Origin of the sequence: Jiangella muralis (assembly GCF_001270745.1) — a bacterium.
Classification (GTDB): Bacteria; Actinomycetota; Actinomycetes; order Jiangellales; family Jiangellaceae; genus Jiangella; species Jiangella muralis.
The window spans coordinates 223241-236505 of the sequence record NZ_LFXL01000027.1 but is presented as its reverse complement, the minus strand read 5'-3'; the positions used below and the strand labels follow the sequence as shown (position 1 = coordinate 236505).

General features: G+C 73.6%; 14 protein-coding genes. 9 read left to right on the top strand and 5 right to left on the bottom strand.

The features are described from left to right. The 6 genes from ACW62_RS23630 to ACW62_RS23605 all read left to right on the top strand — a co-directional run. The coding region (locus ACW62_RS23630; RefSeq protein ID WP_157574939.1) for a DUF885 domain-containing protein at positions 1–1629 on the top strand (1629 nt) is incomplete at its 5' end. Then, the gene (locus tag ACW62_RS23625; protein WP_053206552.1) at positions 1630–2721 is read left to right on the top strand and encodes a winged helix DNA-binding domain-containing protein; all 1092 of its coding nucleotides are present in this window, start codon (positions 1630–1632) and stop codon (positions 2719–2721) included. It begins immediately after the preceding gene. Then, on the top strand, positions 2718–3212 hold the full coding sequence (locus ACW62_RS23620) for a GNAT family N-acetyltransferase (protein ID WP_053206551.1): 495 nt from the start codon (positions 2718–2720) through the stop codon (positions 3210–3212). Before ACW62_RS23625 ends, ACW62_RS23620 begins: the two co-directional genes overlap by 4 nt. A gap of 10 nt (positions 3213–3222) precedes the next feature. Then, complete coding sequence (locus ACW62_RS23615; RefSeq protein WP_205629548.1) at positions 3223–3912, top strand: HAD family hydrolase; 690 nt, start codon at positions 3223–3225, stop codon at positions 3910–3912. After that, a complete protein-coding gene (locus ACW62_RS23610; RefSeq protein WP_053206550.1) occupies positions 3909–4817 on the top strand; it encodes a serine/threonine dehydratase in 909 nt (302 codons plus the stop codon). The genes ACW62_RS23615 and ACW62_RS23610 overlap by 4 nt, the downstream gene beginning before the upstream one ends. Before the next feature lie 39 nt (positions 4818–4856). Beyond that, positions 4857–5468 (top strand): DUF6624 domain-containing protein, encoded by a 612-nt coding sequence (locus ACW62_RS23605; RefSeq protein ID WP_053206549.1) that lies wholly within the window; start codon positions 4857–4859, stop codon positions 5466–5468. Positions 5469–5616: 148 nt separating this feature from the next. On the opposite strand, the gene ACW62_RS23600 is transcribed toward ACW62_RS23605, so the two are convergent. Beyond that, positions 5617–7494 carry a beta-propeller domain-containing protein gene (locus ACW62_RS23600; protein ID WP_169792115.1) on the bottom strand — a complete coding sequence of 626 codons (1878 nt, stop codon included), beginning with the start codon at positions 7492–7494 and terminating at the stop codon, positions 5617–5619. Between the two features lie 138 nt (positions 7495–7632). Next, positions 7633–8880, bottom strand: a complete 1248-nt coding sequence (locus ACW62_RS23595; protein ID WP_083460083.1) for a D-arabinono-1,4-lactone oxidase — start codon at positions 8878–8880, stop codon at positions 7633–7635. Positions 8881–8943: 63 nt separating this feature from the next. On the opposite strand from ACW62_RS23595, the gene ACW62_RS23590 reads away from it, so the two are divergent. Both ACW62_RS23590 and ACW62_RS23585 read left to right on the top strand, forming a co-directional pair. Further along, positions 8944–9600: a DNA methyltransferase gene (locus tag ACW62_RS23590; protein WP_083460082.1), complete on the top strand. Its 657-nt coding sequence runs from the start codon at positions 8944–8946 to the stop codon at positions 9598–9600. Between the two features lie 383 nt (positions 9601–9983). Next, positions 9984–10244: a hypothetical protein gene (locus ACW62_RS23585; protein WP_157574938.1), complete on the top strand. Its 261-nt coding sequence runs from the start codon at positions 9984–9986 to the stop codon at positions 10242–10244. On the opposite strand, the gene ACW62_RS23580 is transcribed toward ACW62_RS23585, so the two are convergent. The 3 genes from ACW62_RS23580 to ACW62_RS23570 are packed head-to-tail and all read right to left on the bottom strand — an operon-like array spanning position 10180 to position 12237. Continuing rightward, the gene (locus tag ACW62_RS23580; RefSeq protein ID WP_053206545.1) at positions 10180–10497 is read right to left on the bottom strand and encodes a DUF488 domain-containing protein; all 318 of its coding nucleotides are present in this window, start codon (positions 10495–10497) and stop codon (positions 10180–10182) included. The genes ACW62_RS23585 and ACW62_RS23580 overlap by 65 nt on opposite strands. Positions 10498–10507: 10 nt before the next feature. After that, positions 10508–11260 (bottom strand): ABC transporter permease, encoded by a 753-nt coding sequence (locus ACW62_RS23575; protein WP_053206544.1) that lies wholly within the window; start codon positions 11258–11260, stop codon positions 10508–10510. Then, entirely contained in the window at positions 11257–12237 is a 981-nt protein-coding gene (locus tag ACW62_RS23570) for an ATP-binding cassette domain-containing protein (protein WP_053206570.1), read from the bottom strand. Before ACW62_RS23570 ends, ACW62_RS23575 begins: the two co-directional genes overlap by 4 nt. Before the next feature lie 74 nt (positions 12238–12311). Between ACW62_RS23570 and ACW62_RS23565 the strand changes: the two genes are divergently transcribed. After that, entirely contained in the window at positions 12312–13262 is a 951-nt protein-coding gene (locus tag ACW62_RS23565; protein ID WP_083460081.1) for a helix-turn-helix transcriptional regulator, read from the top strand. Positions 13263–13265 lie beyond the last annotated feature (3 nt).

Sequence of the window (13265 nt, the reverse complement as noted above, 5' to 3'; positions counted from 1 at the left end):
GACGCCAACCCGCTGGAGGCCACGCTGCTGGGCTTCCGCGACCGCGAGGATCAGCTCACCGACTACACCGAGGCCGGCGAGGCGGCGGCCGACGCCCGGCTGGCCGGCATCGCGGCGCGCGCCGAGGCCGTCGACCCGGCCGGGCTCGACGACGCCGAGCGCATCACGCGGGCGGTCATCCTGCAGCAGATCGAGACCGAGCGCGACCGCCTCGCCGTCCGCGCCGTCGAGTACACCGTCACCGACTCCTTCTTCGCGCCCGCGCCGGCCACGCTGTCGTTCCTGCCGATGACCGGCATCACCGAGTCCGCGCACGCCGACGGCTACCTCGCCCGGCTGGCCGCGCTGCCGGCCATGCTCGACGCCATCGCCGAACGGCACCGCGCGGGCATCGCCGCCGGCCGGCTGCCGGTGCGCCGGCTGGCCGAGGCCACCACAGAGCACTTCACCCGCTATCTCGCCAGCCCCGGCGACGACCCGCTCCGCCGGCCCGAGCCGGCCGCCGGCAGCGGGGCCGACGCCGCGGCGTTCCGGGCCGAGCGCGACCGCCTGCTCGCGGAGGTCGTCCACCCCGCCGTCGGCCGCTACCGCGACGCCGTCGCCGCCGACGTCGTCCCGCACGGCCGCCCCGACGACCGCGGCGGGCTGTGCTGGCTGCCGGGTGGCGACGAGTTCTACGCGAAGCTCACCAAGGGCCACACCACCACCACGCGCACGCCCGACGAACTGCACCAGACCGGCCTCGACGTGCTGGCCGGGCTCACCGCCGAGTACGCGGCCGTCGGCGGCCGGGCCTTCGGCACCGGCGAGCTGACCGAGATCCTGCAGCGGCTGCGCACCGACCCGGCCATGCGCTGGGGCGACGGCGACGAGCTGCTGCGGGCCGCACGCTCGGCCATCAAGCGGGCCGAGCAGGTCGCGCCGCAGTGGTTCGGCCGGCTGCCGTCGCAGAGCTGCGTCGTCGAGGCGGTGCCCGCGGCCGAGGCACCGGGCGCACCGGGCGCCTACTACATGCAGCCGGCCATGGACGGCAGCCGCCCGGGCACCTACTTCGCCAACACCTACGAGGCCGAGAAGCGCGACCGCTACGCCGCCGAGGCCGTCGCGTTCCACGAGGGCGTGCCCGGCCACCACTTCCAGCTCACCATCGCCCAGGAGCTGACCGACCTCCCGCTGCTGCGCCGGCTGGCCAACGTCACCGCGTTCGACGAGGGCTGGGGCCTCTACGCCGAACGGCTGGCCGACGAGATGGGCCTGTACTCCGACGACACCGCCCTCCTGGGCATGCTCAGCGAAGACTCCATGCGGGCCTGCCGGCTGGTCGTCGACACCGGGCTGCACGCCAAGGGCTGGAGCCGGCAGCAGGCGGTCGACTTCATGGTCGCCAACTCCGCCACCAGCCGGCTCGAGATCGAGACCGAGGTCGACCGCTACATCTCCGCACCCGGCCAGGCGCTCGCGTACATGGTGGGGCGGCTGGAGATCCAGCGCATCCGCGCCGACGCCGCGGCCGCCCTCGGCGACGGCTTCGACCTGCGCGGCTTCCACGACGTCGTGCTGGGCAACGGCCCGCTGCCGATGAGCGTCCTCGACGACGTCGTCCGCGGCTGGGCCGCGCGGCAGGGCTGAGTGGTGGACGACGCCGAGTTGGTCCGCCGCCGACTGCGCACCGTCGGCCTCGGCGGCCCGCTCGACGCGTCCACGCCGGGCGAGGTGGTCGGCTGGTTCGGCGCGGTGCAGTCGCAGGACTACCACCCGGCGAAGTGGGGTGTCGCGCAGCGCCTCGGCGGCGCCGTCACCGACGCCGACCTCGACCGCGCCTTCGCCGACGGCGAGCTGCTGCGCACGCACGTCCTACGGCCGACCTGGCACTTCGTCACGCCGGCCGACATCCGCTGGCTGCTGGCGCTCACCGGCCCACGGGTGCACGTGCTCAACGGCTACCCGTACCGGCGGTTCGAACTGGACGACACCCTGCTGCGACGGGCGGCCGGCCTCGTCGCCGACGCCTTGGCCGGAGGCGTCCACCTGACCCGGCCCGAGATCGGGGCGGTACTGGAACGGCACGGCATCGTCGCCGAGCGGTTCCGGCTGGCCTACATTCTGATGTACGCCGAGCTCGAGCAGGTCGTGTGCAACGGCCCGTTGCGCGGCAAGCAGCACACGTACGCGCTGCTGGACGAGCGAGCGCCGGCCATCGCCCCGCTCGACCGCGACGAGGCGCTGGTCCGGCTGATCGTGAGGTTCTTCACCAGCCACGGCCCGGCCACCGCGAAGGACCTGTCGTGGTGGTCCAGCCTCACGCTCGCCGACATCGCCACCGGCCTGGCCGCGGCCGGCGACGCGCTCGAGAGCATCGACGTCGACGGCGTCACCTACTGGTCCGCGGCCGGCGCCGCCGGCGCCGTCGTCGACGAGACCGCCGTCCACCTGCTGCAGGCCTACGACGAGTACCTCGTCGGCTACACCGAGAGCAAGCGGCTGCTCGACCTCGGCGACGTCACGGCGGGCGCCCGGCTCGACGTCGCCAACGGAGTGCTGCTGCTCGGCACCCAGGTCGCCGGGCGGTGGCGGCGGACGCTGAAGGCGGGCGAGGTGGTCCTCGACGTCGGGCTGTACGAGCCGCTGCGCGCGGCCGCGACGCCCGGATTACAGGCCGCCGCCGACGGCTACGGCGCGTTCGTCGGGCGGCCCGCGACGGTTGTGGCGAGCCGGCTGTGAGCCGCATCGTCGCCGGCCGGTGCGAGCTGGTCCCGCTCACCGTCGACGACGCCGCCGACATGGTCGACGTGCTGAGCGACCCCGCGCTGTACACGTACATCGGCGGTGCGCCGCCGACGCTGCCGTGGCTGCGCGAGCGCTACGCCCGCCTCGTCGCCGGCCGGTCGCCGGACGGCCGGCAGCAGTGGCACAACTGGATCGTCCGCCGCACGCTCGACGCCCACGCCGTCGGCACCGTCCAGGCGACCATCACCGACGAGGGCCGGCAGGCGGAGATCGCCTGGATCGTCGGCGCCGCGTTTCAAGGGCAGGGCTACGCCACCACGGCCGCCGTCGCGCTGGTCCAGTGGCTCGACGCCCGCGGCGTCCAGACCGTCACCGCGCACGTGCACCCCGAGCACCAGGCGTCCATGGCGGTCGCCCGGCGGGCCGGGCTGCACCCGACCGACCGCTACGAGGACGGCGAACGGGTCTGGATCCGGCCCACGTAGGGTGGGAGACGTGGCTCAGCTCGCGGCGGTGGTGTTCGATCTCGACGACACGCTCTTCGATCACTCCGGATCCGCGGCCCGCGGCTTCGGCAGCTGGTTGTCGTCCATCCACGGGCCCGCGACACCCGAGCTGACCGCCGCCTGGTTCGAGCTGCAGGACCGCCACTACAACGCCTGGCGCGACGGCCTGGTCAGCATGGCCGAGCAACGGCGCCGCCGCATCGGCGAGCTGCTGGAGCTGATCGGCCGCCCGCCGGTCGACCAGTCCGGCCTCGACGCGCTGTGGCGCGACTACTTCGCCTCCTACCGCGCCGGCTGGCAGCGCTTCGACGACGCCGAGGTGGCGCTGGAGCTGGTGGCGGCGGCCGGGCTGCGCACCGCCATCCTCACCAACGGCCCCGAGGACATGCAGCACGACAAGGTCGACGTCATCGGGCTGGCCGGTCGGGTCGGGCCGGTGCTCACCGCCGAGGCGGTGGGCAGCGCGAAACCCGACCCAGGCGCCTACGCCGCCCTGTGCGCCGAGCTCGATCTCGACCCCGCCACCATCCTCTACGTCGGTGACGACCACCACCTCGACGTCGTCGCCGCCCGTGCCGCCGGCCTGCGCGCCGTCCACCTCGACCGCCGCGGCACCGGCCCGGCCGGCGAGCCCGACCGCATCGCGTCGCTGCACGAACTGGCCGGGCACCTCGGGTGAGCGAGGCGCCGGCGAAGCCGCCCGGGCCGGCCGCGGTGGCCGCCGCCGCGGCGACCATCGCCCCGTACATCCGGCACACCCCGCTGCTGCGCGCCGAGGTCGACGGCCGGCCGGTGCTGCTGAAGCTCGAACACCTGCAGCGGAGCGGCTCGTTCAAGCTGCGCGGCGCTCTGACGGCGCTGCTCGGCGGCGACCGGCCGGAGCACGTCGTCACGGCGTCGGGCGGCAACCACGGGCTCGGCGTCGCGACGGCGGCGGGGCTGCTCGGGCTGCCGGCGACGGTGTTCGTGCCGGAGGCGGTGCCGGAGACGAAGGCGCGGCGCATCGAGGAGGCCGGCGCCCGGCTGGTCCGGCGCGGCGGCACCTACGCCGAAGCGGCCGCGGCGGCAACGGACGCGGCCGCCGAGCCGGGCGCGCGGTACCTGCCCGCCTACGACCACCCCGACGTCATCGCCGGTCAGGGGACGGTCGCCGCCGAAGTGGTGGCCGAAGCGCCGGACGTCGACGCGGTGGCGGTCGCAGTCGGCGGGGGCGGGCTGGCGGCCGGCACCGTGCTGGCCGCGGGCGGCCGCGTCACCGTCGCCGTCGAGCCGGAGCACTGCTGCGCCCTTCACCACGCGCTGGCCGCGGGCGAGCCGGTCGACGCGGAGGTCGACTCCGTCGCGGCGTCGGCGCTGGGCGCGACGCGGGTGGGCGAGCTGCCGTTCGCGATCCTGACAGCGGCGGACGTTCACTCGGTGCTGGTCACCGACGACGAGCTGCTGGCCGCCCGGGAACGGCTGTGGGACGAGTTCCGGCTGCTGGTCGAGCCGGCGGCCGCGGTGCCGTTCGCCGCCTGGCTGGCCGGCCGTGTCCCGGGCGAGCTGCCGTGCATCGTGCTCTGCGGCGCGAACACCGACCGCTGAGGCATTCCCCGCGGCGGCCCGCGTCGCCATACTGTGCGGATGATCCGGACGGCGCTGCTGGTCCTCGTCCTGCTGGTCACGGCGTGCGGGGGCGATGACGCAGGCCCGTCGCCGTCGCCGTCGCAGCGCGAGCTGGACGACGAGCTGCGCACCGAGCTGCTGGCGATGAAGGAGCAGGACCAGGCCGAGCGCACCGGCGCGGTCGCCGAGTGGAACGACCAGGAGCGCACCGACCGGCTGGCCGAGATCGTCGACGAGCACGGCTGGCCCGGGTCGGACCTGGTCGGCGCGGACGGCGCCAGCGCGGCCTGGGTGATCGCCCAGCACTCCGACCTCGACCCCGAGTTCCAGCAGCGAGCGCTCGAGCTGATGCGACCGGCCGCCGAGGCCGGCCTCGCCGACGCCGGCGAGCTGGCCTACCTGGAGGACCGCGTCGCCCTGAACACCGGCGGCGAGCAGGTCTACGGCACCCAGATCGCCTGCGTCGACGGCGTGCCGGAGCCGGCGCCGCTCGCCGACCCGGAGACGGTCGACGAGCGGCGGGCGGAGGCCGGGCTGGAGCCGCTGGACGAGTACCTCGCCACCCTGAACGAGGCGTGCGCGGCCGAGGCGGCGGCGTCGGCCAGCGCCACCCCTCAAGGGGGTGGCTGACGGATCTTCGGCGGCGCGGATCGACGCCCAGACGCCGACCAGCTGCGTTGTCGTCGTCGGCCGATGGCTCCGCATCGACCTCCTCCTCCGCCTTGCTGGACCGGCCCCTGGACGCCGCCCGCATCCGCCAATATCCGTCAGACACCCCCTACGGCTGACCGAACGCCAGCCAGCCGCGCGGCTCCAGGTCGGCCAGCCCGTTGGCCTGCACGCCGTCCTGCCACACGGTGTAGAGGGTGTCGCCGACGACGACGGTGCGGCGCAGCCACGCCCAGCCGTCGCGGGGCGACTCGGTGCGGGTGACCTGCCCCTGCTCGGTGACGGTGTCGCCGTCCAGCCGGACCACCAGCGCACTGGGCCCGGTCGTCGACTCGATCGGCACGACGACCTGCCCGGTGTCCGCCCAGAACAGGAACGCCTGCGGGTCCCACTCGGTCTGCGACCACGCGCCCGGGACGACGTGGCCGTCCAGCTTGGCCGGCGCCGCGGGATCGGCGACGTCGAACAGCGAGATCTGCGCGCCGAGGACCTGACCGTCCGCGGACGCCTCCTGGCCGACGCCGAGCAGCCGGTCGTCGCCGGCGTCGTGCAGGTAGGCCGAGTACCCGGTGATCTTCAGCTCGCCGGTGACGGCCGGTGCCGCCGGGTCGGACAGGTCGAGCACGTAGAGCGGGTCGACCTGCCGGAACGTCACCACGTAGCCGGTGTCGCCGAAGTACCGGACGGCGTAGATCTGCTCGCCCTTGCCCAGCCCGCCGACCTGCCCGAGCTGAACCAGCTCGCCGTCGCCCTCCTCGAGCGTGTAGAGCACGCTCTCGCTGGTGTCGGTCTCGCCGCTCCGTGAGTCGATGGTCGTGGCGACGCGGAGCACGCCCTCGTGCTCGGACATCGCGTACCGGCCGAGGATGCGGCCCTCGACCTCGCCGGAGGCCAGATACCGCGCGGGAACGTTGCCGGTGATGTCGAACGCGTGGATGCCGGTGGTGACGTCGCCGGACGCGGGCATCGAACGGATCGCGTCGTCGGACGGCGCGAACGGGTCGCCCCACCGCGTCGTCGCGACGTACAGGCGGTCCTGGCTGGCGTAGACGGTGTCGCCGTCGGTCAGCACGCCGACGGAGCCGTCGGCGCCGAGGCCGTCGTCCGGGTCGAAGGTCAGGACGCTGAGCATGGAGAAGCCGGCGAACTCGTCCGGCCGGCTCACCTGCTCGCAGCTCACCAGCTGCCCGGTCTCCGGCTCACTGTCACCGCTGGTGAAGGTGTAGGACGGCAGCCAGTCGGCGATCGTGGACTCCTCGACGATCGCGCGGTTGCGCTCGGTCAGTTCGTCCTCCGGCCGGTTCGCGTCGGCCTCCGTCATCGGGAACTCGATGGTGGGGTAGGAGCTGACGACCAGCCGGACGGTGTCGTCGACCATGCGGGCGTCGAGGTAGTCGCCGTCGACCTGCAGCCTGGACTCGACCACCGGCTCGGCGGGGTCGGAGATGTCGATCAGCAGGACCGCGGTCGTGGACGTCATCCCGCCGGGGGCGTAGCCGGGCATCATGTCGTAGGCGATCATCGGGTTCTGCCGCACGAGGGCGACGACGCGGTCCCCGGCCAGGAACACCGAGGCGTCGACGGTCTCGGGGGCGAACTCCGGGGCGATCGTCTGGCCGGGCGCCGGTTTCGCCGCCGGGTCGGTGAGCGCCAGCCGGCCGACCTCGCGCGGCGCGTCGCCGGTGACGTCGACGATGCGCAGGTCGCCGCCGGTCGTGGTGACCAGCAGCCGCCCGTCGGTCTTGGCGACGTCCGGCTCGTCGACGCCGGCCTCCTGCACGTTCGTGGTGGAGTGCGACTGGGCGCCCCCGCTGTCGTCGCGGCCCGCGTCCTGCGGCGCGGCGAGGGCGGCGGAGTCCTCGGCTGCCCCTTCGGCCGCGTAGGCCTCGGTCACGCCGCCCAGGCCCCACGGCCCGACCCGTTCGCTCGCCTCCGTCTTCAGGTGGTCCAAGACGTCATCGCACGCGTCGAACGACGTCAGCCCCATGACGGCGATCGCACCGTCTTCGTCGTCAGCACCGATCGAGCAACCGGCGACCATGCCCAAAGTGGCAAGGCCGGCAAACCACCGTTTCATGACCGATTCGACGGCGACGGTGTCCCGCCGGTTCCGTGACTGGCGACGTCATCCCAGGTAACGGGCGGTGAAGGCGTTGCCGAAACACCCGTCGGGGTCGTACTCGCCGCGCAGCCGGCGGACGTCGGCCAGCCGCGGATACCGCTCGCGCACCTGCTCGGGCGCGACGGTGAACAGCTTGCCCCAGTGCGGCCGCGGCTCGTACGGCGCCAGCGCGCGCTCGATCCGCGCGAGCACCGGGGCGACGCCCTCGGGGTCCTTCCGCCAGGTGAAGTGGAAGCCCACGACGTCGCGGCCGTAGGACGGGCTGAGCCACAGCTCGTCGGCGGCGACGGTACGCAGCTCGCAGATCTGCAGCACCGGCGCGATGTGCCCGGCCAGCGCCGCGACGGCGCCGAACGCCGCGACGCCGTGGGCGCGCGGGACCAGGAACTCCGACTGCAGCTCGTCGCCGCTGCTCGGGGTGAACTCGAGCCGGAAGTGCGGCAGCCGGTCGTACCACGGGCCGGGCACGCCGAGCTGCTCGGTGCAGTTGACGGCGGGCATGCCGGGGACCGGGTTGCGCGGGCCGTCGGCCGCCCGGGCGCCCATCCACTCCGGGTCCGGCGTCCAGTCGCCGTCGCCGAGGCGGTGCTTGACCCAGCTGCGCGTCGTCGCGGCCCAGTCGGTGAAGACGCTGACGCTGTACGCGGCGGCGAAGATCTCATCGAACCGCTCGCCGACGGTGTCCAGCGCGAGGTCGTCGTAGACCACCTGCCGGACGTCGAACGCGGGCACGACGTCCAGGGTCACCGCGGCCACGACCCCGAGCGCGCCGAACGCCACCACCGCGCCGTCGAAGTCCGGCTCGCCCCGGCGCAGCGTCACCAGCTCGCCGTCGGCCCGCACCAGGTGCAGCGCCGCGACCGCCGTCGCGAGGTTGCCGTTGCCGTCGCCGGAGCCGTGGGTGGCCGTCGCGACCGCGCCGGCGACCGAGATGTGCGGCAGCGAACCGAGGTTGTGCAGCGCCCAGCCCTGCCGGTGCAGCTGTTCGGCGAGGTCGCCGTAGCGCAGCCCGGCCGCGACCGTCACCGTCCGGGCCGCCGCGTCGACGTCGACCCGCGGCGGCAGCCCGGCGACGGACACCAGCTCACCGGTGGTGTCGGCGACGTCGCTGAACGAATGCCGGCTGCCCAGCGCCCGGATGCGCCCGGTGCGCGCGACGACGTCCTGCAGCTCCTCGACCGACGACGGCGTGTGGATGCGGGTCGCGCCGTAGGTGAGGTTGCCCGCCCAATTCGTCCGCTCCGCGCTCACAGCGAGCAGCGTACGGGCCGGGTCCCGGCACCACCGCGCCGGCCGGGTCGGCAAGATATCCGTATGAGGCCCTGGCTGCAGCAGTGGATGGACGACCTCGTCAGCGAGCGCTACGCGGAGGCCGACGAGAACGTCCACTTCACCGAGAACCTGGCCGAGACGGTCATCGCCGAGTACTCCCTGCCCGGCCAGCTGGTGCTCGACCCGTTCGCCGGGTTCGGCACCACGCTGGTCGTCGCGGAGCGGATGGGCCGGTCCGGCCTGGGCGTCGAGCTGCTGCCGGAGCGGGCGGACATGATCCGCCGCCGGCTCGGCGGGGCCGGCGAGGTCATCGACGGCGATGCCCGCGAGGTCGCGGCGCTGGTGGACCGTCCGGTCGACCTGTGCCTGACGTCGCCGCCGTACATGACGCTGAAGAACCACCCGGAGAACCCGCTCAACGCCTACGAGACCCTCGACGGCGACTACCAGACCTACCTCGGCGAGCTGGACCGGATCTTCGGCCAGGTCGCCGGGCTGCTGCGGCCGTGGGGCCACCTCGTCCTCAACGTCGGCAACATGATCGACGACGGCGTCGCCACCACCCTCGCCTGGGACGTCGGCGCCATCGTCGGCCGGCACCTGGCCTTCCGGCAGGAGACGTTCCTGTGCTGGGACGAGCAGCCCGAATGGCTCACCGGCGACTACTGCCTGGTGTTCCAGCGCACCGGTGAGTCCTAGCCCGGCGCAACGATGCGGGGATCGATGTGAGAACACTGTCGTGTCCGCGACAGTGATGCCGCGTCGTTTCCGCAGCGACCTCACTTCGATCCCGGCCGCAACGACTGCGCGCCCTGGCGCGTCACTGGGTGGGATCACTGTGATTGCTGGGTGGCGTCGCTGTTGTCAGGGGAACAGTGATCCGCCCCACCCGGCGCAGCGAATCCACACAGTGGCGTTGGGGATCGCGTAACGGTTCGCCGTTGTCCGCAGTTCGCCGCCTTGCCGCAGTGGGCCGTCCCCTGCTGCCCATGTTCTCAGCCGCGTGCAGTTATCAGGGGCCCTGATCATGGCCGACGTCCGGCAGCTGGGCGGCGCGCTGGCCCGGCCGCCGGAGCAGCCGCGTGCCCTCGACCACGGCGACGCCGCGTTCAGCTTTGGTCGCCGTCGGGCTGGACCCGTCGCCGGGTGAGACGGCGCTGGCCGCGCTGCTGCCCTGGGGCACCGGCCGGCGATTCCTCAACTTCCTCAGCGGACCGGCCGCGGCCACGCTGGGTCGTGAGGCGTTCACGCCTGCGGCGCTGGCGCGGTTGGCCGAGATCAAGCGGGATCGGGACCCGGCCGGGGTGTTCGCGGCGGCGCACCTCGCGGAGACGTCCCACTGAGCACGTCGAGTACGGCCTGGCGGTGGCAGCGCGACTGGTCCGCCTCCAGGCACAGCAGCGCCACCAGCCGGGTCTCGGACTCCTCGGCCAGCAGGGCCAGCGCCTCCTGACCCTCCGGCAGCGCCAGCCGGTCGGCGTAGCGCTGCCGGGCCGCCGGGTCGCCCGCGGCGAACGGCACTCGGTTGTCCTTCGGGTTGCCCAGCGCGGGCAGGTGCACGTAGTCGATGCCGGCCGCCGCCAGCGCCGCCGCCATGGACGTCAGACTAGGACGAGCGGCGCATCGCCCGCGTGCCGACGGCCAGGCCGAGCGCCGCGACCGCGACCGAGGCGACGACGGCGGCCAGGACGGTCGATGCCGGGAACTCGCCGTTGAACAGGGCCCGTTCCGCGTCGACGACGTAGGTCAGCGGGTTCGCGCTGGACAGCGCCCGCAGCCAGCCGGGACCGTCGTCGACCGGGAGCAGGATGCCGGCCAGCAGCAACAGCGGGAACAACACCGTCTGCTGCACGGTCCAGAACAGCCACTCGGTGTTCTTCGACGCCAGCGCCAGCGTGTACGACAACGCGCCCAGCCCGACCGCCATGACGGCCAGGATCGCCACGCCGGCCAGGACGCCCAGGATGTGCAGGTCGAAGCCGAATGGGACGCAGACCAGCACGATGATCAAGGTCTGCACGATCATCGGGACGATCTCCTTGAGCGCCCGCCCGACGATCAGCGCCGGCCGCCGCAGCGGCGTCACCAGCATCCGCTCGTGCGCGCCGGTCTGGATCTCGAACAGCAGGTTCGACCCGGTGAACGACGTGCTGAACAGGCACGACATCACCACGATGCCGGGTACGAACCACTGCAGCGCGGAGCCGCCCTCGACCTCGGGCAGCAGCGGCGCGAACAGCCCGAGGAAGACCAGTGGCTGGATCATGCTGAACACGACGGAGAACGGGTCGCGCAGGACGGGCCGCAGCTCGCGGCTGAAGACGGTGACGGTGTCGGTGATCATGGTGGTGCTGCTCATGCCGCGACCTCCTCGGTCGACGTGGTGACGACGCCCTCGCGCAGGCTGCGCCCGGTGAGGTTGAGGAAGACGTCGTCCAGGGTGGGCCGGTTGACGGTGGTGGACTCGACGGCGATGCCGGCGGCGTCGAGGTCGCGGAGGATGCCTGGGACCAACCGGGGCCCGCCTTGGGCGCGGACCTCGACCTGCACCCCGTCGGAGCTGACGGCGGCGCCGTCCAGCGCGCCGAGTCGCTGAGCCGCGCGCGCCGCGTCCGCCCCGGACGCGAAGCCGAGCGTGATCAGGTCGCCCGCGTGCTCGGCCTTGAGCCCGGCGGGGGTGTCGTCGGCGATGACGGTGCCGTGGTCGACCACGATGACCCGCTCGGCCATCGCGTCGGCCTCGTCGAGGTAGTGCGTCGTCAGCACGATCGTCGTGCCGTGGTCGGCGCGCAGCTTCAGGATGTGCTCCTGCAGGTTGGCGCGGTTCTGCGGGTCCAGCCCGGTGGACGGCTCGTCGAGGAACAGCAGCCGGGGCGCGTGGATGAGGCCCATCGCGATGTCCAGCCGCCGCTTCTGCCCGCCCGACAGCGACGACACCGGCCGGTCCGCGACGGCGGCGAGGTCCAGCGACGCGACCAGTTCGTCCGCGCGCGCCTTCGCGTCGCGCCCGCTCATGCCGTAGGCCCGGCCCTGGCTGACCAGCTCGTCGCGGCCGCGCTGGGCGTGCGCGGCGCCGTTGCCCTGGCCGATGTACCCGATGACCCGGCGCACCTCGCGCTGCTGGTCGACGACGTCGTAGCCGGCCACCGTCGCGGTGCCGGAGGTCGGCGGGATCAGGGTCGTCAGCATGCGCAGCGTCGTCGATTTCCCGGCGCCGTTCGGTCCGAGCAGGGCGACCAGCTCGCCCTCCGCGACGTGCAGGTCGAGCCCGCGCACGGCCTCGACGACATCCTTCTTGACCGTGAAGTGCCTGGTCAAACCGGTGGTCTGGATCATGGTGTCGTTCATGGGAACCACGTTAGAATCCATTCCGGCCACTTTCTGACCTCAATAGCGAGGACCCTGGAGACATGGCGAACACGAGTGCCCGGATGCTGCGGCTGCTGTCGCTGCTGCAGACGCATCGCTACTGGCCGGGGGAGGAGCTGGCGGACCGGCTCGGGGTCAGCCCGCGCACGCTGCGCCGCGACGTCGACCGGCTGCGCGAGCTCGGCTACCCGGTCGACGCGGCGCGTGGTGTGGCCGGCGGCTACCAGCTGCAGGCCGGCGCCGCGCTGCCGCCGCTGCTGCTGGACGACGAGGAGGCGGTGGCCATCGCGGTCAGCCTGCGCACGGCCGCGGGCGGCGGCGTCGGCGGCATCGAGGAGACGTCGGTGCGGGCGCTGGCCAAGGTGGTGCAGGTGCTGCCGCCGCGGCTGCGCCGCCGGGTCGACGCGCTGCACACGTACACCGTCCCGTCGATCCCCGGCGATGGGCCGCGGGTCGACTCGAACGCGCTCACCGTCATCGCGCAGGCCTGCCGCGACGACGAGCGGCTGCGATTCCGGTACCTGTCACGCGACGGCGCCGCGACCGGCCGGCTGGTCGAGCCGTACCGGCTGGTGTCGCGTGGGCGCCGCTGGTACCTCGTGGCGTGGGACGTCGAGCGGCACGACTGGCGCACCTTCCGGGTCGACCGCCTGACCGAGCCGGTCGCGACCGGCGCCCGGTTCCGTCCGCGCGAACTGCCGGCCGCCGACGCCGCGACGTTCGTACACGAGCGGCTGGCCGCGGTGCCGACCCGCTACCGCGTCGTCGTCGACGTCCAGGCGCCGGTCGCGGACGTGGAGAAGCAGGTGTCGACCTGGGGGACGGTCCAGCCGACCGGCCCGGCGTCCTGCCGGCTCAGCATGAACGTCGACACGCTGGACTGGCCGGCCCTCATGCTCGGCTCGATCGCCGCCGACTTCGACGTCGTCGAGCCGGCCGAACTGCGTGGCTACCTGCGCGACATGGGTGAGCGGTTCCTCCGCTCGGCGTGACCC

Coding starts and splice junctions, on each gene's coding strand:
- ACW62_RS23605 (WP_053206549.1), top strand. CDS start 4,857: ATGATCCGGACGGCGCTGCTGGTCCTCGTCCTGCTGGTCACGGCGTGC.
- ACW62_RS23600 (WP_169792115.1), bottom strand. CDS start 7,494: ATGGGGCTGACGTCGTTCGACGCGTGCGATGACGTCTTGGACCACCTG.
- ACW62_RS23590 (WP_083460082.1), top strand. CDS start 8,944: ATGAGGCCCTGGCTGCAGCAGTGGATGGACGACCTCGTCAGCGAGCGC.
- ACW62_RS23580 (WP_053206545.1), bottom strand. CDS start 10,497: ATGGCGGCGGCGCTGGCGGCGGCCGGCATCGACTACGTGCACCTGCCC.
- ACW62_RS23575 (WP_053206544.1), bottom strand. CDS start 11,260: ATGAGCAGCACCACCATGATCACCGACACCGTCACCGTCTTCAGCCGC.
- ACW62_RS23570 (WP_053206570.1), bottom strand. CDS start 12,237: ATGATCCAGACCACCGGTTTGACCAGGCACTTCACGGTCAAGAAGGAT.
- ACW62_RS23565 (WP_083460081.1), top strand. CDS start 12,312: ATGGCGAACACGAGTGCCCGGATGCTGCGGCTGCTGTCGCTGCTGCAG.